General features: G+C 59.8%; 13 protein-coding genes. 3 read left to right on the forward strand and 10 right to left on the reverse strand.

The window, feature by feature from the left end; genetic code table 11:
• Positions 1 to 828, forward strand: coding sequence for an ammonia-dependent NAD(+) synthetase (gene nadE / locus JH25_RS15435; protein WP_032878174.1), 828 nt, complete (start codon positions 1 to 3; stop codon positions 826 to 828).
• Positions 829 to 937: 109 nt separating this feature from the next.
• Here the strand turns inward: nadE and azu are convergent, their stop codons facing one another.
• Entirely contained in the window at positions 938 to 1,384 is a 447-nt protein-coding gene (gene azu, locus JH25_RS15430) for an azurin (RefSeq protein WP_032878176.1), read from the reverse strand.
• Positions 1,385 to 1,716: 332 nt separating this feature from the next.
• Here azu and JH25_RS15425 point away from each other — a divergent pair, with 332 nt between their 5' ends.
• Positions 1,717 to 1,899, forward strand: coding sequence for a hypothetical protein (locus JH25_RS15425; RefSeq protein ID WP_005784271.1), 183 nt, complete (start codon positions 1,717 to 1,719; stop codon positions 1,897 to 1,899).
• Positions 1,900 to 1,945: 46 nt separating this feature from the next.
• Here JH25_RS15425 and JH25_RS15420 read toward each other — a convergent pair whose 3' ends face one another.
• The 7 genes from JH25_RS15420 to JH25_RS15390 form a co-directional block, all read right to left on the reverse strand.
• Positions 1,946 to 2,836 (reverse strand): transglutaminase family protein, encoded by an 891-nt coding sequence (locus tag JH25_RS15420; RefSeq protein ID WP_032878178.1) that lies wholly within the window; start codon positions 2,834 to 2,836, stop codon positions 1,946 to 1,948.
• The gene (locus JH25_RS15415; protein ID WP_032878180.1) at positions 2,836 to 5,322 is read right to left on the reverse strand and encodes a circularly permuted type 2 ATP-grasp protein; all 2,487 of its coding nucleotides are present in this window, start codon (positions 5,320 to 5,322) and stop codon (positions 2,836 to 2,838) included. Before JH25_RS15415 ends, JH25_RS15420 begins: the two co-directional genes overlap by 1 nt.
• A 158-nt stretch (positions 5,323 to 5,480) precedes the next feature.
• The gene (locus tag JH25_RS15410; RefSeq protein ID WP_032878182.1) at positions 5,481 to 8,771 is read right to left on the reverse strand and encodes a transglutaminase family protein; all 3,291 of its coding nucleotides are present in this window, start codon (positions 8,769 to 8,771) and stop codon (positions 5,481 to 5,483) included.
• 187 nt (positions 8,772 to 8,958) lie between these two features.
• Positions 8,959 to 9,339, reverse strand: coding sequence for a hypothetical protein (locus tag JH25_RS15405; protein WP_228309281.1), 381 nt, complete (start codon positions 9,337 to 9,339; stop codon positions 8,959 to 8,961).
• Positions 9,340 to 9,404: 65 nt separating this feature from the next.
• Positions 9,405 to 9,863, reverse strand: a complete 459-nt coding sequence (locus JH25_RS15400) for a hypothetical protein (RefSeq protein ID WP_032878185.1) — start codon at positions 9,861 to 9,863, stop codon at positions 9,405 to 9,407.
• Positions 9,860 to 10,780 carry an NAD synthetase gene (locus tag JH25_RS15395; protein WP_032878187.1) on the reverse strand — a complete coding sequence of 307 codons (921 nt, stop codon included), beginning with the start codon at positions 10,778 to 10,780 and terminating at the stop codon, positions 9,860 to 9,862. Before JH25_RS15395 ends, JH25_RS15400 begins: the two co-directional genes overlap by 4 nt.
• A gap of 203 nt (positions 10,781 to 10,983) precedes the next feature.
• Entirely contained in the window at positions 10,984 to 13,287 is a 2,304-nt protein-coding gene (locus JH25_RS15390) for a YgiQ family radical SAM protein (RefSeq protein WP_005784258.1), read from the reverse strand.
• Between the two features lie 314 nt (positions 13,288 to 13,601).
• Here JH25_RS15390 and JH25_RS27650 point away from each other — a divergent pair, with 314 nt between their 5' ends.
• On the forward strand, positions 13,602 to 19,904 hold the full coding sequence (locus tag JH25_RS27650; protein WP_050549360.1) for an NEL-type E3 ubiquitin ligase domain-containing protein: 6,303 nt from the start codon (positions 13,602 to 13,604) through the stop codon (positions 19,902 to 19,904).
• Between the two features lie 12 nt (positions 19,905 to 19,916).
• Here the strand turns inward: JH25_RS27650 and dnaB are convergent, their stop codons facing one another.
• A complete protein-coding gene (dnaB, locus tag JH25_RS15385; protein WP_003188079.1) occupies positions 19,917 to 21,314 on the reverse strand; it encodes a replicative DNA helicase in 1,398 nt (465 codons plus the stop codon).
• A gap of 111 nt (positions 21,315 to 21,425) precedes the next feature.
• Positions 21,426 to 21,872 carry a 50S ribosomal protein L9 gene (gene rplI, locus JH25_RS15380; protein ID WP_003171376.1) on the reverse strand — a complete coding sequence of 149 codons (447 nt, stop codon included), beginning with the start codon at positions 21,870 to 21,872 and terminating at the stop codon, positions 21,426 to 21,428.
• Positions 21,873 to 21,880: the final 8 nt, after the last annotated feature.

A 21,880-nucleotide genomic window follows, 5' to 3' on the forward strand; every position in this document is an offset into this window, starting at 1 on the left:
ATGCAAGCCGTACAGCGTGAGATTGCGCAGCAGCTCAAGGTGCAAGCGCCGTTCAAAGACCAGGCCGCACTGGAGGCAGAAGTCGCCAGGCGCGTAGCCTTTATCCAGGACTGCCTGCGCAATTCCGGGCTCAAGGCCCTGGTGCTGGGCATCAGCGGCGGCGTCGACTCCCTGACCGCAGGCCTGTTGGCCCAACGTGCCGTGCAGGAACTGCGCGCCAGCACTGGCGATGAGGCTTATCGCTTTATCGCCGTGCGCCTGCCCTATGAAACCCAGTTCGACGAACACGAAGCCCAAGCTTCGGTGGACTTCATCGAGCCAGACGAGCGCCACACCGTCAACATCGGCCCGGCGGTCAAAGCCCTGGCCAATGAAGTAGCAGCGTTTGAAGGCAAGGCGGCGGTGTCCCGCGACTTCGTACTGGGCAACACCAAGGCGCGTATGCGCATGGTGGCGCAGTACACCATCGCCGGCGCGGCCAGTGGCCTGGTCATTGGTACCGACCATGCGGCGGAAGCGGTGATGGGCTTTTTCACCAAGTTCGGTGATGGTGCCTGCGATCTGGCGCCATTGAGCGGGCTGGTGAAAAACCAGGTGCGAGCGATTGCCCGGCATTATGGTGCGCCCGAGTCACTGGTAGAAAAGATCCCGACGGCGGACCTGGAAGACTTGTCGCCGGGCAAGCCGGACGAAGCGTCACATGGCGTGACCTATGCAGAGATTGATGCGTTCCTGCACGGTGAGCCGGTGCGTGAGGAAGCGTTCAGGATTATCTGCGAGACGTATCGCAAGACTGAGCACAAGCGGGTGATGCCGTTTGCGCCGTGAGGTAGACCGCCATCGCAGGCAATCCAGCTCCCACACTTGACCGAGTTCCAACATGAGAATGCGGTCGAATGTGGGAGCTGGCTTGCCTGCGATGAACGATAACGCGATCTTACTTCAGAACCACAGTGCCTTTCATCATCGAGATGTGGCCTGGGAACGAGCAGAAGAAGCTGTACTTCTCATCGGCTTTGAGCTTGGAGACGTCGAAGGTCACCGAGTCTTTCTCGCCAGCACCAATGATCTTGGTGTGGGCGATGATGCGGTCATCACCGGCTTTCAGATAATCCTTATCGATACCTGCAGCCATACCGTCAGTAGCTACAGGCTGCATGTGGGCTTCAGTGGTCAGCACCCAGTTATGGCCCATCACGTTCTTGGGCAGGTTGCCCGAGTGAGTCAGCTCAACGGTGAACTGCTTGCAGCTCTTGTCGATGGTGATTTCTTTGGTATTGAAAGACATCTGGTCGGTGGAGTCGACAGTGACCTTGCACTCTGCAGCAAGCAACTGGCCGCTAGCCAGAGTCAGCAGGGAAACAGCAACGAGTTTGGCGAACATGTGAATCTCCAGGGCAGGGTTAGAAAACGCGTATTGCGACAAGGGTGCCTCAAGCAGGCTTAGTTTCTTATGATCTGCATCAACAGATTGTATACAACTTTAGGCTATCAGGTTGATCAACACAATCAACCAGCCAAACTGCCGCACCCTGCCTATGATCGCCCCATCACTCACGGGAGTTCATGCCATGCACCTCAATCACCTGTTCAACGGCCTGCTGGCCGCCTACGCCTGCGGTAAGTGAAAGCAAAGGGCACCCTGAAGCTGCTACCATGACGACCCAAGGCAGCTGCGCGCCGCCTACCCTCACCTTCGACCCTAGAGGATCGCCCATGGCCAAACCTAATTACTCCTTCGCCAAACGTCAGAGAGACTTGGCAAAGGAACAGAAGAAAGAGGAAAAGCTGCAACGCAAGAAAGCCGCTGCAGACGAAGAAGCCGGCGCGCTGAACCCGGATGCGGAAGGTGAAGCAGCAACTGACGAGACCGAAACCCCGAAAGACCCGGCTGAATAAATTTTGTTGGGGTGAGCAGGCCCTCCCTGTTCACCCCAACCCACCGCTACTCCAGCGGCATCACCGTCACCCGCACCTCCGGGTCATGGCTCCCGCCTCCCAGAATCACCCCACGCAACGGCGACACATCGGAGAAATCCCGGCCCCAGGCCAGGGTGATGTGCTCCAGTGCCGGCTGCACATTGTTGGTCGGATCGAAATCCACCCAGCCCGACCGCGGGCAGAACACCGAGACCCACGCATGGGACGCATCGGCGCCGATCAGCCGTGGCTGGCCGGGCGGTGGCTGGGTCAGCAGGTAGCCGCTGATGTAGCGCGCCGCCAGGCCCCGTGAGCGCAGGCAGGCGAGCATCAGGTGGGCGAAGTCCTGGCACACACCGCGACGGCGCTCCAGCACCTCCACCAGCGGCGTGGCGACCTGAGTGGCTTCGGCATCAAAAGTGAATTCGCTGAAAATCTTTTGCATCAACGCCTGCGCGCCGACCAACAACGGCTCGCCAGGCGGGAAGCAGCTTTCAGAGAACTCGACGAAGGTTTTTTTCAGATGCACGTAAGGCGATTCGAAGCGATAGCGGCAGGCTTCAATCACCTCCATCGACAGCGCGTGGCTGCTGTAGGTAAAACTGTCACGGGTGCGGTCCCACGCCGGCGATTGCCCCAGATCCAGCGCGGGTCGCGCCAGCACTTCCACGGTCAACCCGGCATTGACCAGCAGCTCATCATGAGGACGCTCGAACGCCAGGCGCGTGATCGGGTTGCCAAACACGTCCAGCTCATCACGGCGTGAAGAGGGCGGCGGGCTGATGTCCAGGGTTTGCCAGGTGCAACGCTGCCACGCACACGGCCGTGGCCACAAATGCGCCAGCTGCTGGGCCAGGGACACCGGGCTGTCGTAGTGGTAATGGGTATCGTGAAAAATCTGATAGCGCGCACTCATCACACCGACACCGTTTGCTGGCTGACATCATCCACATGGGCAAAATGGCGCAGCGCCAGGCGATCCGACACTTGCCCGCTCTCATCGGCGACCGCTTGCAGCAGGTCGGCCAGGCCATCCAGCGCGGCACGCACGCTGGGCTCGCCAAACAACGGGTTCTCCAGGCACCCCAGGTCAAAGCGCCCCAGGCGCTCCACCAACGGCGCGAGGCCGGTTTCCCTGGGCACCCCAAAATCATCATTGAGGCGACGCACGGTACGGCTCACCAGTTTGAGCTGGAACAGCACCGCATGGGGATTCTGCTCATCGAGCAACAACAGGTCGAGCACCGGGATCAGCTGCGGCACCGCCAGGTAGCGCGAGCGATAGGTGATGCTGCTGTTGCCCAGCTCCAGCAACCACTCCAGCCCCGCCTGATCGAACACCGCCACACCGCGCAGGAACGCTGCCAGGCTGGTACTCAGAAATTGCAGACGCTCAATGCGCCGGCCCATCATCAAAAAGCGCCAGCCTTCATCGCGGGTCATATCATCCAGGGCAAACCCGGACAGCGCCGCCAAAGACATCACCAAACGGTTGAGAAAATCCAGCAGCTCGCCGAAGTCCGGGGCTTGGCTTTCCAGCTCCATGGCTTCGCGTTGCAGCTCCACCAGGGCCTGCCAGTTTTCCCGCGACAGCTTGCCGCGCACCTGGGACGCTGCCCACTGTAAGCGCTGCAAATTGGCGCGCAGGCTTGAGGGCCAGTCATCACCGAGCAAGGCCGCGAGCAGACGCTCCGGTAGCTCGCCCTCCTCCGGCAACAGGCGCAGGCTTTCTCCAAGTTCGACCGCCGCCTGCAATGCCAACGGATCGTCGCCGTCGACATAACGCGCCAGCACAATGCGCAGCCAGCGCGCACTGTCATCGCAGCGTTCGCAATAACGGCCAAACCAGAACAGGTTTTCCACCACCCGCGACGGCAGATACGGGTCGCGGCGCACCAGATCATGCACGCCAATGGCGCGCTGGGCACGCCACTGTTCACCAGCGCTGGCGCGCTCGCCGAGCACCCATGTGTCCTTGCTCGCACCGCCGCGTTGCATCGACACCACTTCGGCATCGGCGTCGGCGGCCACACGGGTCAGGCCACCGGGCAGCACGCGATACCCCTCATCGCTGGCTACCGCGTACACACGCATCCCGATGGCGCGGTGTTGCAGATGATCTTCTTCGGTATGCCACACCGGCGCCTGGGACAACTGCGCCAGCTCCTGGGCGACATAGGCGTAAGGCCGCGCGCGCATCCGCTCGGCCAGGGCCTGGCGTTGTTGTTCATTCAAATCACGACCGAACACCGGGGCGAAACTTTGCGAAGGAAACGCCGGCTTGATCAACAGTTCCGGGAGCTTCTCCAGTGCCTCGGCCAGCACCGGTGCCTCGCCGCACCACCAGGTGGCAATCGACGGCAGGATCAGCGCTTCACCGAACAGGAACTCGTTGATCTTCGGCAGGAACCCCAACAAGCCCGGCGACTCCAGCACGCCGCTGCCCAAGGCATTGGCCACCAGCACATTGCCTTGGCGCACGGCGTCAAGCAGGCCGGGCACGCCCAGGGCCGAGTCGGTACGCAGCTCCAGAGGGTCGCAGAAATCGTCATCCAGGCGGCGCATGATCGCGTGGACCCGGCGCAGACCGCTGAGGGTTTTCAGGAACACCGTGCTGTCGCGCACGGTAAGGTCGCCGCCTTCTACCAGTGGGTAGCCGAGCTGGCGGGCGAGATACAGATGTTCGAAATAGCTTTCGTTGAAACGCCCCGGCGTGAGCAGCACGATCAGTGGCGGCTGGTCATCGCCGGGCGCCTGGCGGGCCAGGGTTTCCTGCAAGGTGCGAAAAAAACCGGTGAGGTGCTGCACCTGCAAGTCACGGTACAGATCCGGGAAGGCGCGAGACACAATGGTGCGGTTTTCCAAGGCGTAGCCGGCGCCCGACGGCGCCTGGGTACGGTCGGCGGTGACCCACCAACGGCCATCGGGAGTGCGCGCCAGATCCACGGCGTACAGGTGCAGAAAAGCACCGTCCGGCGGCTGGATACCCTGGCACGGCCATAAAAAGTTGTTATGCCCAAATACCAGCTCGGCAGGCAACAGCCCCTCTTTGATCAGGCGTTGCGGACCATAGAGGTCGGCGAGTACCGCATTGAGCAGACGCGCGCGCTGGGCAATACCGGCCGACAACTGCCGCCACTCATCAGCGGCCAGCACATGGGGCAGCAGGTCCAGCTCCCACGGGCGATCAGCGCCCTTGGGGTCGGCGTAGACGTTATAGGTCACGCCATTTTCCTGGATCTGCCGCGTCAGCAACGCCTGGCGCTGGGCCAATTGTGCGGGCGTACTGCGTTGCAGATGGTCGAGCAGGCGCTGCCAATGGGCACGCACCGCGCCGCCGGCGTCCAGCAGTTCGTGATAGGTGCCCGCGGTCAGCGGGTAACGGTCGAGCAAGTCGGACATGGAACGCTCGGCAGAGGCAAGGGAAGTCAGGTTAACTCAAATTCACTACGATCCAATGTGGGAGCTGGCTTGCCTGCGATAGCGGTGCGTCAGTCACCAGAACTGTCGACTGAACCACCGCTATCGCAGGCAAGCCAGCTCCCACACTTGGATCATGTTCATTCCTTATTTTTTGTAAAACGCCGCAAATCCAGGGTCATTGGCAATTCACCGTTCACCACTACAGTCGGCACCACAAGCTTGCCAGGGCTATGCCCCAACCGGAAAAACCGCGCCATTCGCCGGCTCTCTGCCTCATTGGCATTGACCGGCAAGCTGTCGTAATTGCGCCCGCCCGGATGCGCCACATGGTATTGGCAGCCACCCAGCGAGCGCTGCATCCAGGTGTCGAGCAGGTCGAACACCAACGGCGCATGGACTGCAATGGTCGGTTGCAGGCAGTTGGCCGGTTGCCAGGCGCGGTAACGCACACCGGCAACAAACTCTCCCACCCGACCGGTCGGTTGCAGCGGCACGGGTATGCCGTTGCAGGTCAGCAGATAGCGCTGCGCCGGCAGGCCAGTCAACTTGACTTGCAGGCGCTCCAGGGACGAATCCACATAACGTACCGTGCCGCCTACCGCGCCCTCCTCACCCAGCACATGCCAAGGCTCCAGGGCCTGGCGCAGTTCCAGTTCGATACCGCTGACGGCGTAATCACCCACTTTGGGAAAGCGGAACTCCAGATGCGCGGCAAACCACTCGGCCCGCAGCGGATAACCGGCAGCGTTGAGCTCGACAATGACGTCGGCAAAGTCCTGTTCGATAAAATGCGGCAACAAAAAGCGGTCATGCAGTTCGGTGCCCCAACGCGCCAGCTTCGGCGGCGCATAAGGTTCGCGCCAGAACCGTGCGACCAGCGCGCGCAGCAGCAATTGCTGAGTCAGGCTCATGCGCGCATGGGGTGGCATTTCGAAAGCGCGCAACTCCAGCAGGCCCAGGCGGCCGGTGGCACCCTCCGGCGAGTAGAGTTTGTCGATACAAAATTCGGCGCGATGGGTGTTGCCGGTCACGTCGATCAGCAGGTTGCGCAACAGGCGGTCCACCAACCACGGCGGGCATTCCTCGCCCGGTGCCGGCATCTGCGCGAAGGCGATTTCCAGTTCATACAGCGAATCGTTGCGCGCCTCATCCACCCGTGGCGCCTGGGAGGTCGGGCCGATAAACAGGCCGGAGAACAGGTAGGACAGCGACGGATGGTTATGCCAGTAGCTGATCAGACTGCGCAGCAAATCGGGGCGACGCAGGAATGGTGAGTCCTTGGGCGTCGCACCGCCGAGGACGAAGTGGTTACCACCGCCGGTGCCGGTGTGGCGCCCGTCGATCATGAATTTCTCGGTGGTCAGGCGGGTTTGCCGGGCTTCTTCGTAAAGAAATTCGGTGCGTTCCACCAACTCATCCCAGGTGGCGGATGGCTGCACGTTGACCTCGATCACACCCGGGTCCGGCGTCACGCGAAAATTGCTCAGGCGTGTGTCGGCGGGTGGCTCGTAGCCTTCCAGCAACACGGGGCAATGCAGTTCCTGGGCGGTGGCCTCGATGGCCGTCACCAGCTCCAGATAATCCTCCACGCGTTCCAGCGGCGGCATGAACAGGTACAGGCGTCCTTCCCGCGCTTCAGCGCACAGCGCAGTGCGGGTCAGCCAATCGGCGGATTCGTCGACCTTTGGCACACGCTCATCACTTGGGGCCGGCTCGTCGTGGCTGTGCAACTGCGCGGTCGTGGGCAGCTGCGGCTGATCCTGGTTCGGGTCGGTCGGGTGTATGAACGGATACTCCGCCGCTGTCACCCACGGCTGCGAAGCCAACGGCAGCCGATAACCCAACGGCGAATCGCCCGGCACCAGGCGGCAGTGGTCATCGCGCAAGTACCAGCGCCCACTCTGCCAGCGATCATTGGCGGCGGTGCGCGCCAACGGCAGCACTTGGCCGATGACCTTGTCCAGGCCCTGGACGAAGACTTTGCGCAGGCGTTCGCGCTCCAGTTCGTCGCTCAAGCGCGGGTCCTGGGCGCTAACGTTTTGCGGCAGTGTGCCTTCGCGCCACAGGTAGTAGAAGTTGTCCTCAAAGGCTGGGAACACAAAGCGCGCCGGCAACTTCAGACGCTCGGCGACGCTGGCCAGGAAACGTCCGGCCATCGCGTCGTCAGCCCCATAGTCCTCTTGCTCATCGGCGATCAGCGCACTGTTGTGCCAGATCGGCACCCCATCGCGGCGCCAGTAGCAATTGAGCGACCAACGCGGCAGTTGCTCGCCGGGGTACCACTTGCCCTGGCCGAAATGCACCAGGCCCTGGGGTGCATAGTGCCGGCGCAGGCGCTGGAACAGCTCGGCGGACAGGCGACGCTTGTCCGGCCCCAGGGCGGCGGTGTTCCATTCGGCGCCGTCGGGGTCGTCGATGGACACGAAAGTTGGCTCGCCGCCCATGGTCAGGCGCACGTCATGCTTGAGCAGGTCGCCGTCAATCTGTCGGCCCAGGGCCTGGATCGCCAGCCATTGTTCTTCGGTGTAGGGCTTGGTTACCCGAGGGGCTTCCCATATACGCTCCACCGACATCTCATGAGTAAATTCGCATTCGCACGGTTCCACCAACCCACTGATGGGTGCGGCAGACGATGGATCGGGGCTGCAGGCCAATGGGATATGCCCTTCACCGGCAAATAAACCGGAGGTGGCATCCAGGCCGATCCAGCCGGCGCCGGGCAAATACACTTCGCACCAGGCGTGCAGGTCGGTGAAGTCCACTTCGGTGCCGGAGGGGCCGTCGAGGGCTTTGACGTCAGCGGTGAGCTGAATCAGATAACCAGAGACAAATCGCGCCGCCAAGCCAAGATTGCGCAGCAATTGCACCAACAGCCAGGCCGAGTCGCGGCAGGAGCCGGAAGCGTTTTCCAGGGTGAATTCCGGGGTTTGCACGCCCGGTTCCATGCGGATCAGGTAGCCGATATCGGCGGCCAGGCGCTGGTTCAGCCCAACCAGGAAATCCACCGCAGGCAAGGGTGTGCGGTCAATACCGGCCAGGTAGGCGGCAAACCTTGGCGTCAGCGGCAAGGTTTCCAGGTACGGCGCCAGCTCGCGCTGCTCATCGGCGGCGTAGCTGAAGGGGATTTTTTCGGCGTAGGGTTCCAGGAAAAAGTCGAACGGATTGAACACCGCCATCTCGGCGACCAGATCGACTTCGATGCGCAGTTGGTCGGTTTTTTCCGGGAACACCAGGCGCGCCAGGTAATTGCCCTGGGGGTCTTGCTGCCAATTGATGAAATGCTGCTCGGGCAGCACTTTCAGCGCGTAAGACAGGATCCGCGTGCGGCTATGGGCTGCCGGGCGCAAGCGCACAATTTGTGGGCCGAGTTCGACAGCACGGTCGTAGCGGTAATGCGTAACGTGGTGCAACGCGACATGTATCGACACGGCGGCCTCCTGCGAGCCTGGGCATGAGTACAACGCGCGCAAGACTTATGCCACAGCGGCCGTCATTGCGCTTTATCGTGGAGCCCGGTGCAGTACAGCACCAAAACAGCGCCAACGTACGTACCACGGTGCAAGAGCTGCACACATTTGTGGCGTTAGTGTGAGGGTGGATGGTGAATCTACCCAATCAACGGGCTTTGCGCTTTGCGATTGCGGCTTGGCGCAGATGGCGTATCCCGGACAGTTTTTTGCGCATTTCGCGGTGGCGTTTGCTGTTGAGCAGCAGTAACCCCAACAGTGGAAAGAGTACAGCCGAGCCATAGACCAGCTTGTTGAGATCGTATTGAATCATTGGCAGTGCGAACAACAGACAAGCGCCCAAGTACGCCGCTACCAGCCGTGTAGCCCAGGGATAGCCGCGTGCGATCATGACGTTGCCAAAGACAAGCACTGCCACTAGCACCAGGATCGCGCCTACTGAATAGTTGGCCTTGAGCGCAGGATCAACACCGCGCAAATAGGTCACGCCAGCCATGGAAACCGCAGCCGAGCCGGAGAAGATCGCCATGAAAATCGTCCCCATGAATACGGGGAAATAGCGCGCCAGGAATCTGTTTATCGAAGGCGGCTCCTTCACATGCGACTACTCGATCTGACGGTTGATTTGACAGACTGCCGAATGCGACGGATTTCCACGAGTTTCGTGCGCATCTCTCGTTGAACCTTGCTATTAAGTGTCAATAATCCGAGCAATGGGAATAACAGCGCCAACCCATAAAGAACTTTGTGAGGCCGGAATTGAGCCATCGGAACGACAAACAGTAGACAGGCGACGTAGATACCGACCATTACCCACACCCAGGAGGGTCTGCCCCGCAAAATCATAAAGTTACTATGGACCGTCAACAGAATGAGCAGCGCCCCGACAGACATGATCTTGAGCCCCACTTGAGCCATCGGCGCATCACGAAAATAGGTGACGAACGCCAGCGCCACAGCCAACGCCAACGAAAAGTACGCAGCGAATACGCCGCCAATAAACGTCAGAAAGTAATGCCTGAAAAAGTCTCGCAGCGTCATTAACTCGCTCATTCGTTTATTTCCTCATACAACCCTATCGCGATGGTATTGACGTTCCCGGAGTACGCACTCCCGCCGAACCCAACACTTGCGCCCAGGACGTCTTTGATCTGGGTAGTTGTGCTGTGCTTGAGCTGCGTAGGGGTGAAACGCTTGGTGAGTTCGCCCGATGCCTGTCTCAATTTGAGCATCTTCGCGGTCAAGCTGGGATGGTTGATGCTCAGCAGCTCTTTCGTCAGCTTGGCTCTTTCCTGGCGATTCAAACCGCGAAGCACTTCACGCAGACTCTTGCCCGTCGATGCAGTGGCGGCCCTAACCAGCTTGACCGTCGTCAGGGCCGAGGCGCCCACGCCTGCCAGGGATACTGCGTCCAGCACAATGGAAGCATTCTGGTACCAGCCTTCACTGTCGAGCCGGTCTTTAACCTCAGGTTTAGCGACTTCCAGCGCTGTCCGGGCAATGCCGTTGAAACACTGAAGCGAACTTGCGCCGGCAGCCGCATACCCCACCACAACGATGACGGAACTGGCGCCGGCACTGAAAGGCACCAGAATTGTTCCACTGGCGATCGCAGCCCAACTGATGACAGCCCCAAAGCAGGAGACTCCGGTATTCACGGCTTCGCCAATCAGTCGCGATTCTCGAGGATTGCTCACGACATGTTGAGCAAACTGCGTTGGCGCAATGTACTTCTGCGCTTCACGCAAAATGATGCGCTTGGGCTTGATGCTGCAGATGGGCCTGAATTCGCGCAGGGTAATGACGTTGAAGTCGGCGTCGATGTATACGACGCCTGCGCCAACGATACCTGGATCGGCGTCGATGGCCGCAAACAGGCGCGGCAGGTTGATCTGGCTTTCGATGCGCTGGCGCGCCATGAACTGGGAGCGGTTGGAGTCCATGCCGATGTTGAGCAAGGGGTTGCCCATAAGTGTTCTTCCTTGAAATTGATAGTGCCCAGACCGGCCTCATCGCAGGCAAGCCAGCTCCCACAGGGGAATGCATTCCAAGTGTGGGAGCTGGCTTGCCTGCGATAGCAATCTAATGGACGCCACCTTACCAAACAGGCTCACCCTCGACCAGAAAGCAAAACGCCAGCACGAGGCTGGCGTTCTGCATATTCAAGCGATGATCAACGCGGCACTACCGGCTTGCGCGCAGGCTTGCCGCCCTTGCCCTTGGCCGCATCGGCACGCTCTTTGGCGGCCTGCTTGTTACGCGCCTGAGCAGCCGCCTTGGCTTGCTCACGCTTGTCCCACGGGTTGCTGCCGTCGCTGCCACGGGGCGGCAGGCCGGTGTGCTGGGTAAGGATCCTGGTGGTGGTTTCCTTGGCGACCTTGTGGCTGCCGGCCGGCGTCGAGTTCTTGCGACGGGCGCTCTGGTAGCTGTCGGTGGCCGGCTGGTGCAGCGGGATCAACTGGTCTTTACCCGGCCCGATCAGGTCGGCGCGGCCCATGCGCGTCAGTGCTTCACGCAACATTGGCCAGCCTTTCGGGTCGTGATAACGCAGGAACGCCTTGTGCAGACGGCGCTGTTCTTCGCTCTTGACGATGGTCACCGCGTCGCTCTTGTAGGTGACCTTGCGCAGCGGGTTCTTGCCCGAGTGGTACATCGCGGTGGCGGTGGCCATCGGCGACGGGTAGAACGCCTGCACCTGATCGGCACGGAAGCCGTTGCCCTTGAGCCACAGGGCCAGGTTCATCATGTCTTCATCGGTGGTGCCCGGGTGGGCGGCGATGAAGTACGGGATCAGGTACTGCTCCTTGCCCGCTTCCTTGGTGTACTTCTCGAACATGCGCTTGAACTTGTCATAGCTGCCGATGCCCGGTTTCATCATCTGGTTGAGCGGGCCTTCCTCGGTGTGTTCCGGGGCGATCTTCAGGTAGCCACCCACGTGATGGGTCACCAGCTCTTTCACGTACTCAGGCGACTCGACGGCCAGGTCGTAGCGCAGGCCGGAAGCAATCAAAATCTTCTTCACACCCGGCAATGCACGGGCGCTGCGGTACAGCTGGATCAAGGAGGAGTGGTCGGTATTCAGGTTCGGGCAAATGCCGGGGAACACGCACGACGGCTTGCGGCACGCGGATTCGATTTCCGGGCTCTTGCAGGCAATGCGGTACATGTTCGCGGTAGGCCCGCCGAGATCGGAGATCACCCCGGTGAAGCCCGGCACCTTGTCACGGATTTCTTCGATTTCGCGAATGATCGACTCTTCGGAACGGTTCTGGATGATGCGGCCTTCGTGCTCGGTGATCGAGCAGAAGGTGCAGCCGCCGAAGCAGCCACGCATGATGTTTACCGAGAAGCGGATCATGTCGTAGGCCGGGATTTTCTCGTTGCCATACGCAGGGTGCGGCACGCGGGCATAAGGCATACCGAACACGTAGTCCATTTCTTCGGTGGTCATCGGGATGGGCGGCGGGTTGAACCAAACGTCCACGTCACCATGCTTCTGCACCAGGGCGCGGGCGTTGCCTGGGTTGGTTTCCAGGTGCAGCACGCGGTTGGCGTGGGCGTAGAGCACCGCGTCGCCGCGGACTTTTTCCACCGACGGCAGGCGGATCACAGTCTTGTCGCGGGTCATGCGCGGGCTGGCCAGGATCTGCACGACCTTGGCTTCTTCCGGGTCATCCACCGGACCTTTCTCTTGCTCGATGGCGCAGGCCTGGGTGTCCTGGGTGTTCACGTACGGGTTGATGATCTTGTCGACCTTGCCCGGACGGTCGATGCGCGTGGAGTCCACTTCGTACCAGCCCGCGGGTGTATCACGGCGAATGAACGCGGTGCCGCGCACGTCGGTGATGTCTTCGATCTTGTGGCCCCACGACAGGCGCTGGGCGACTTCGACAATGGCGCGCTCGGCGTTGCCGTACAGCAGGATATCGGCGGTAGCGTCGATCAGGATCGAGTTGCGCACCCGGTCCTGCCAGTAGTCGTAGTGGGCGATGCGGCGCAGGGAAGCTTCGATGCCGCCAAGCACGATCGGCACGTTCTTGTAGGCTTCCTTGCAGCGCTGGCTGTACACCAGGCTGGCGCGGTCCGGGCGTTTGCCGGCCATGCCGCCTGGGGTGTAGGCGTCGTCGGAGCGGATTTTCTTGTCGGCGGTGTAGCGGTTGATCATCGAGTCCATGTTGCCGGCCGCGACGCCGAAGAACAGGTTCGGCTCGCCGAGCTTCATGAAGTCGTCTTTGGACTGCCAGTTCGGCTGGGCGATGATCCCGACGCGAAAGCCCTGGGACTCCAGCAGCCGGCCGATGATCGCCATGCCGAACGATGGGTGATCCACATACGCATCACCGGTGACGATGATGATGTCGCAGGAATCCCAGCCAAGCTGATCCATCTCCTCCCTGCTCATCGGCAGGAATGGCGCAGGACCGAAACATTCGGCCCAGTACTTGGGATAGTCAAATAACGGCTTGGCTGTTTGCATGACGGTGACCGGTGTTGAGATGAAAAATCGCGGGCGCGGAATATAGCACAAATTTTGACCAATTCCGACGGCAATGGTCGGCTTTTAGCCACACCGCGCCCGACGGTGCTTATAGCCCGGTTTTGCTGGGGGGGCGAGGCCCACATAGGCGCGCTGATCACGCGTCGTCATTGAGGGTGCAACTACCAGGCGTTTTCAGCGCACAGCTTTATGCACCTCTTCTTCTGGTACTGCCGGCCCTAATGTCGCTCAATCTTTCCAACAGAGCGCCTGCCACGCTGCTGTGCCAAGCGCTCTCTTCCCGAGCACACACCATGACCAACTCAGTCACCTTTGATGCAGAGCAACCTGCATTACTCACCCACGAAAGCTGGGCCGAACAACAGATCTTTCAACTGATACAGGAAAACGTAAATGCCTTCATGGGCAAAATGGGCGTGGACGAGCAAAAAGAATACCTGCGTCTGAGCAAGGATCTGGTGGAGCGCGAGCAAACCCTCGGCAACGCCCTCACAGATCTTTACAACGACTTGAGCCAGCAAATGGTCGACGCTCTGGACAGCGCGCTGAAGAGCAAAACCGGCACGGTCATCAACTCGCGTACCACTTACCTGAAGACGCGGATCCGGCAGCTACCGGCCTCCCAGGATGACCTCCCCGCCAACGACCGCCTGGGCAACAACGTGCGCATCTACAAAGAGGACCTGGGCATACGTGAGTACGAACGCTCGATCACCTTGCTGGAGGCGGCGTATCGCAACTTCGGGTTTACTGCGTATTTCTCCACCGAAGAACAACGCGCCAGCTCTATCAGCGGCAACGTCATCAGCGTCAAAGCGTTCGTGGCCGTCGCAAGGAGCGTGGACATCGGCACGCGCATCAGCGACTACATCGAAAAAGAGTTCAAGAAGCGTCTGTCCAATCCGCTATTCGGCCTGCAAAGCACCAAGCTGCTGGTCGCATTGAGGGACGCCTACCGCACCAATGAGTCCTGGAGTATCAGCGAATGGGAATTCAATGAACTTAAAGACTGGCTGTTCGACACCAGCGTGTATTGGGACCTCTACCAACTGGACGCCGGCGGCGAAAAGATTGCCCTGCCGTTCTTTACTCGTCGCTTTGACACGCCCGACGGCTCTTGCGTCTACAGCTACTTCCCGGACCGCCCCAATGGCGCGCTACGCCGACATGCCTCCAGGCAAGAAGCCGTGGACTCGCTGCAGGACCAGATCCGCAACGACGTGGGGCTGGCACACTTCAGTTGGTTCATGAAGGCCATCTCCCTGAACAATCAGGAAAAGCTGCGAGCCTTTATCAAACCGCTGAAGGTCAACCGGGACGAGCTCGCCTGGCATGCCAAAATCCTGTATGACCTGTTCGCCAGCAAGACCCCAAACAGACAAAAACTGGCGGTGGAAAAAATCGGCACGGACATCCGTTGCCTCGCCCACACCTTGCCGATCCACCAGGCGTGGCCGATACAATCGGACCTTATCCGACTGGCCCGCACCAATAAACTCGCCGACCAGGAGGCCGCCGTTGCGTTGGCCACCTATCTGGTCAGCGAAACCTTGTCGATGCTGCTGATCCCCCTCCCCGGCGGTGTGACGGGCTTGGGCAAAATCATGTTGGTCGCAATGCTGGGCGCCCTCGTCTATCAGACCTGGTCTGCCATTGCGGCGCTGCGCCGAGGCCAGCAGGCCGAGCTGGTGCAAGCTGTCGGCGACATCCTTGACCTGCTGGTGGGGCTGCGCTTGCAGGGGGCGGCAGCCAAGTTGTCTGCACGCCGCACCCGTCAGTTGATGAACGCGCTGGGTAACCCCAACTATGCTCTTGGCACGAACGGCAAGCCTGGGTTGTGGTTCATCAACGACTACACACAAATCGACCCCAACTACCTGTCGGGAGTTGAACAAAACCCTCAAGGCCTGTTTGAAAAGGACAATCGAAGCTACATCAAGCTACAGGTCGACAACCAAACCAGATTCGCCCAGGTCACCCTCGACAAAATCTCCGGGCGCTATCAACTGGACACGCACGGCTCTTCAAGCATTCAGCCCTACGTTACCTATTCAGCCAAGCATGACCGCTGGACACTCGACCCGATCGATACCCGTGCGCTGAACGAAGCCCAACTGTTGCAGCACATGATCTCGCCCAGCGAGCTGCCGCTGAGCCCGACAGCTTGTAAGCGCTCGCTGGATGTCGCGCGGGTGGATCGCCAGGATCTGCTGGATATCTGGTTCGATCGCCGGCGCGCGCCCGTCGCACTGACGCAGGCCATAGAGAATCAGCAACTGCGCGAAGGGCTCACCCAGTTACAAGCGGCGCTCAGGCAGAGCGATGGCCCGCTGCCGCCCATTGCCGATCAGGTCATGCCTGCGCTACTGGCCGACCTGGGCACCTGCACGATCAAACTGTATGCCCCTGACGGCAAAACCTTGCTGTCCAGCCACGCACCGGTGCTCGCGGGCAACACACAGCCCTTGGCCACAATCGAACTACGCCAGGACGGCCGCGATCGTTACCTGGCACTGGCATTTGGCTCGCCGGTGGGCTCGCTCATGCAACAGGTATTGCAGGAACATGAACGGCTCGTCCCCAATAGCAGGTTGGGTAAGACAGGCCACAGCAGTGAAGATCAACACCTGGCGAGCCGATTGCTTGAGCTGAGAAAAAAAATAGCGACACACCTTCAAGCACATCAAGCCGCTGTGTATGAGGCGTTACGCGACGGCCAACCGCGCGACCACCTGAATGCAAAAAATTCAGCAGCTCGGTTTGCACCCACGGCGCTGTCCGGCCAGCCCACCAGTGATGACCTGGCAATCGGCCTGTTGCGGCGTCGCTTTCCGGACCTTTCACGGGCAATGGCTGCAGACTTGCTGCGTCGTCATCCCTCATTACGCGACGTCGGCCTGTACTCCTTCCTGGAAGCTCCGGTACGCGAGGCCATTCACAAAAGTCTTCAACAAAGCATCATCACTGAGGCGCTCAACGCACTTTCGGACCCAAGCGGCCTCGGCCTCAACGCGCACAGTGAAGCCCTGTTCTGCAACCTGCTGACGCTCTTGCCAGGTTGGCCAAGCGATGTCGGCGTGCAGGTGTATCAAGGCTCTACCGATCAGACCGGGCGGACCATCCGTCGAGGATCCCTGCTGGACACCTATGGGAGCGAAGACGCAGACAGCTTCGTCATGTTGGTCAAGTCCGGCACTGAATATGCTGGCTACCGACCGGACAGTGGCGATCTGAAAACGGCGGCCGTCGGGGAAAACAGCTTACTCGGTGCCACCTTGCGCACTCTCACCGAAACCCAACGCAATGAGCTGGGCCTTGGGCGCCACGACACCGCCGTGCTGGCTCAGGACGTGCTTGAGCAAGCGCGCGTACAGCAGGCGTACCTGCCAGAATTCCTCACACAATCGCGGGAGTCGCCGCTATCGAACCAGAGCATCAGTGGTTTGCGGATACCCCACAAGCAGGTGCCGGACAATGCCGATGCAGACGGCGTCCATGCCCTGAGCGGGCGTCAATACGTGACGATCGACGGCGGCACCTATCAAGTCATGCTCGACCGCGATGCTTCCTCGGCGGCAGGCAAAGTCTGGCGCATCGTCAAACCTGGCGATCCCGTGGCGATGGACGCGGCTAACGTCTACAACAGCAGTCGCCTCGGTGCAAGCCACGCCATCAGGCGCAACGCCGCCAATGTCTGGGTCAGCGCCATCGTCGGCGCACCGGGGGGCGTACGAGGCGAGAGACATGACTGGTCGTTCTTCCGGCAAGTGGCCGACAGTGCCAGCGCAGCCTTAAATCAACTGCGCAGCCCGCAGCGTCGGGTACACAGCTTGTTCCCGTCATTTGACGAAGGACAGATCAACGCGTTTATCCAGTCTCTTGGCAATGACATTACTGGCGGGCTGGATAGACGAGAAGCCGAGTACAGAAACCTCAGCAGGGAGTTGAAGGCATGGCGACATGCAAACGCTTCCGAATCTACAAGCTGGGCCAAGCTTGCTACCGATGAGATCAAGCGCTGCTGGCGTCGTGAGACCGGGACATCATTCACAATGCCGTCAGGCACCTCCGCGCTTCCCGGGTTGAAAGCCGACTTCAGCCATGTGCGGGAGTTGGATCTTGTGTCGATTAACTGGTCGGATGCGACGGATACGTTCATGGGCAATTTCTCCAACCTGGAGCGACTGAGCATCACACACTCCAAGCTCGACAAACTCCCCACCGCGATCGGCAACATGAGTCAATTGACCACGCTGAACTTGAGTTCGAACCAGATCAGGCTGGATGTACCCAGTGCTGAAAAATTGGCCGGCCTTACCCAGCTTGAACATATCGATCTATCGGAAAACCCGCTGGGGATAACGCCCGACTTCAGCGGTATGTCGAAACTGCAAACACTGGACCTCAGCAGTACAAAGATTGATCAGTGGCCCGCCGGCCTACTGAGTCAGACCAACCTGAAAAGCCTCAACTTGCTCAATAACAAACTGCGTGCAGTTCCCGAAACCTACCTGAAACCGCCGGCCGACCAGTTGGAAACCATCGTCCGGATCAATAACGTCACCCAGCTACAAGGCAATGACTTTCCCTCTCAATACTGGAGAAAATTCGAAAGCTACTGGCGCAATCTGCATGAAAACCATCCGGACCTGATCAAAGACGCAATTGACAGCGCGTTTGACTCGGGTAACCCCAGGATAGAAAGGTATCAGCGGCTATATCCGGGCAAGACCCTCAAGCAGGCTAGGGAGTTTCTTTGGAGCTTGCCCAAAGGAACAGTGGCGGCAGAGTTGGACAGACTCGAACTTGAGTTCCATAAGCTCCAAACCCAACTGGACGCCTGGGCGTTTTCAGGCGGTGTTCGCCGCCAGGGTTATGTTCGCTCTGGCCAACTCGCAACCAATGCAGTGACTTGGGACGATCGTAACATCGCCCTGGAACGCATTTTGAGTTGCTGGAGACAGGAAACACCGCAGATGCTGGCCAAGGATGGCACACCGATTGGCCTGGAACTCGATCTCAGTGGCCTGAGGCTGCCGAGTCTGCCGGACCTGGACGTGGACTTCAGTCACGTAGGCTCACTCAAACTGAACAACATGTACCTAAGCGTTTCTCCAGAAAGCTTCCTGACACGATACCGACACGTACGCTGGCTCGACCTGGCAGACAATCAGCTCAGGGACCTTCCTCCAGCCTTGGGCGAAATGCATGGGCTCACCCGTTTATATCTGCAGAACAACCGGATTCGCCTGACCCCGGACACCGCCCGCATCCTGGCGGAACGCGTCACGCTCAGAGGCCTCGTATTACAGGGAAACCAACAACTAGGCGTGACACCCGACTTCAGCCAGATGCCCGACATCCGCTCGATTAATCTGTCGGGTACAGGCATTGAGACATGGCCGACCGGCCTGGCAGAGCAACCGCTACTGGACACGATCGACCTGAGTGCCAATCAGATAACAGAGATTCCTGACTCCGTCATCGCGCCTACAGACGCGCTCCTGCCCCGTTCGGCACGGCTCAATAACTTGACCTCTGTCACCGGTAATCCGTTGTCCGATCAAACGTTGGCACGGGTCAGGCGTTACGCAGCCCGGTTGATCACAGCCGGACTCGCCGAAGTGGGGCAGCCAAACCGTTTAGTGGTCACATCCACGCTAAACAGACCGCCAGCACCCTTTAGAAATCGGGGCGACGAGTCGTTTCGACGCTTGACCAAGGGATTGGACTCAGCTCAGGTTTCGGCCAGGCGATCGCAATGGACTACGCTACGCGAACAGCAGGGGGCGGATCCCTTCTTCGACCTGCTCAAGCGTCTAGAGCAACTGGGTACGGGCCAGGAGGATCATCGGCGAAGAGTCTGGGAGTTGATCGACGCTATTACCGAAAACAGTTCGGAGTCCGAACAGTTGCGCAAAGAAATCTTCGATCGAGCCGGCGAACCTGCGTGCTGCGACCGAGCGGCCTTCTCGTTCGGCAACCTGGAAACCGCAGTCCTGGTATACAGGGCCCAAAGTCAGGCGATGGATCAGTCACAAGGCAAGCCGTTATCGGCATTGTCCAGAAGCCTGTTCCGATTGCATGAAGTGGACAAAATCGCCTCAGCCGACATCCTGCGCAGCGAAACGATTGTCAACGATCCGACGGTATCGGAAGAAGCGAAGCGCCCGCATCGCCTGCGCCTGGGCGAGGAGGTCGAGATCAGACTGGCTTATCGCTACGGCCTTAAAGACCGCCTCCAACTGCCTGGGCAGCCTCAGCGGACGGCATACACCCATATGGGTGGAGTCACACAGGGCATGCTAGACAGCGCCTATGAAAAAATAGTGGCACTGGATAATTCACCCGAGGAATTCCAGGCGCTGCTTTCCAGAGAGTTCTGGCAAGTCTATATAACCAACAAATATCAGGCGCAATTCGAAGCGCAGCGTCAGCCCTTTCAGGAACGACTTGAGGCACTACGCGATAGTCTTACCGCCGGTTTACTGTCGAAAGCGGCCTACAAGGAGCAAACCGATAGCCAGCAGGCCCTGCTTGCGATTGAAGAAGCCGAGCTGATCCAGACACTGACTCGACAAATCCTGGCCGAGTGACTCGGCCAACGGTTACTCGTCGTCGTCGAAGTTGTAACTGCCCGGCGCCAGGTTCTCGAAGCGCGTGTACTTACCGATGAACGCCAGGCGAATAAAGCCGATCGGGCCGTTACGCTGCTTGCCGATAATGATCTCGGCAATGCCTTTGTGTTCCGTTTCGGGGTGGTACACCTCGTCGCGGTACACGAACATGATCACGTCGGCGTCCTGCTCGATCGCTCCGGATTCACGCAAGTCGGAGTTCACCGGACGCTTGTTGGGGCGTTGTTCCAGGGAGCGGTTGAGCTGGGACAGCGCCACCACTGGGCAGTTGAATTCCTTGGCCAGGGCTTTCAGGGAACGGGAGATTTCGGAAATCTCGTTGGTACGGTTATCGCCGCTGGAGCCCGGAATCTGCATCAACTGCAGGTAGTCGATCATGATCAGCGCGATATCGCCGTGTTCACGTACCAGGCGGCGGGTACGCGCACGCATCTCGGACGGGCTGATACCGGCCGTGTCGTCGATGAACAGCTTGCGGTCATTGAGCAGGTTGACCGCCGAGGTCAAGCGCGGCCAATCGTCGTCTTCCAACTGGCCGGAACGCACTTTGGTCTGGTCGATACGACCCAGGGACGAAAGCATACGCATGATCAGCGATTCGCCTGGCATTTCGAGGGAGTACACCAATACCGCCTTGTCGCTGCGCAGTACGGCGTTTTCCACCAGGTTCATCGCAAAGGTGGTCTTACCCATGGACGGACGGCCGGCGACGATGATCAAGTCGGACGGCTGCAGGCCGCTGGTCTTTTCGTCGAGGTCGGTGTAGCCGGTGGAAATACCGGTAATGGCCGCGTCGGTGTTGAACAAGGTATCGATACGGTCGATAGCCTTGGTCAGCAGGTCGTTGACGCTGACCGGGCCGCCGGTTTTGGGCCGCGCTTCGGCGATCTGGAAGATCTGGCGTTCGGCTTCATCAAGGATCTCGGCGGCGGTACGGCCTTCCGGGTTGAAGGCGCTGTCGGCGATTTCGGTGCTGATGCCGATCAACTGGCGCAGGGTGGCGCGCTCGCGGACGATCTGCGCATAGGCCTTGATGTTGGCGACGGACGGCGTGTTTTTCGCCAGTTCACCGAGGTAGCCCAGCCCGCCAACCTGGGAGGTCTGGCCTTCCTTGTCCAGCTGCTCGGCCAGGGTCACCACGTCGATCGGTGAGTTCTGGTCGGCCAGCTTGGCGATGGCGCGGAAGATCAGGCGGTGGTCATGGCGATAGAAGTCACCGTCCGAGACTTGATCCAGCACGCGTTCCCAGGCGTTGTTGTCCAGCATCAAGCCACCGAGCACGGCCTGTTCGGCCTCGATGGAATGCGGCGGCACCTTCAGGGCAGCGGTTTGCAGATCGTATTGCTCAGGAGCGGAGATTTCGTTCATGGCCACTTGGAATTTAAGGGTGTGTAGAAAAACAAAAGGCACGACCTGTAAACAGGATCGTGCCCGATGTTAACCGGCTGACACGCGAGGTGCCAGTCAGTTAGGTGCGACTTAAGCTGCTACCACGACAACGCGTACGGTGGCTTCAACTTCGGCGTGCAGGTGCACGGCTACGTCGAATTCGCCTACGTTGCGGATGGTGCCGTTCGGCAGACGAACTTCGCTCTTCTGCACTTCAACGCCGGAGGCGGTCAGTGCATCAGCGATGTCGTGGGTGCCGATCGAACCGAACAGCTTGCCTTCGTCACCGGCGGTGGCAGTGATAGTCACTTCCAGCTCAGCCAGTTGGGCAGCGCGAGTTTCGGCCGAAGCTTTTTTGTCTGCTGCGGCTTTTTCCAGCTCAGCACGACGCTCTTCAAACGCAGCCAGGTTGGCAGCGGTTGCAGCGGTGGCTTTGCCGTATGGCAGCAGGTAGTTACGACCGTAGCCGGCCTTAACGTTCACTTTGTCGCCCAGGTTGCCCAGGTTGGCGACTTTTTCCAGAAGGATCAGTTGCATGTGAAAAT

It is taken from the genome of Pseudomonas sp. BRG-100, from assembly GCF_000737955.1.
GTDB classification, from domain to species: Bacteria; Pseudomonadota; Gammaproteobacteria; order Pseudomonadales; family Pseudomonadaceae; genus Aquipseudomonas; species Aquipseudomonas synxantha_A.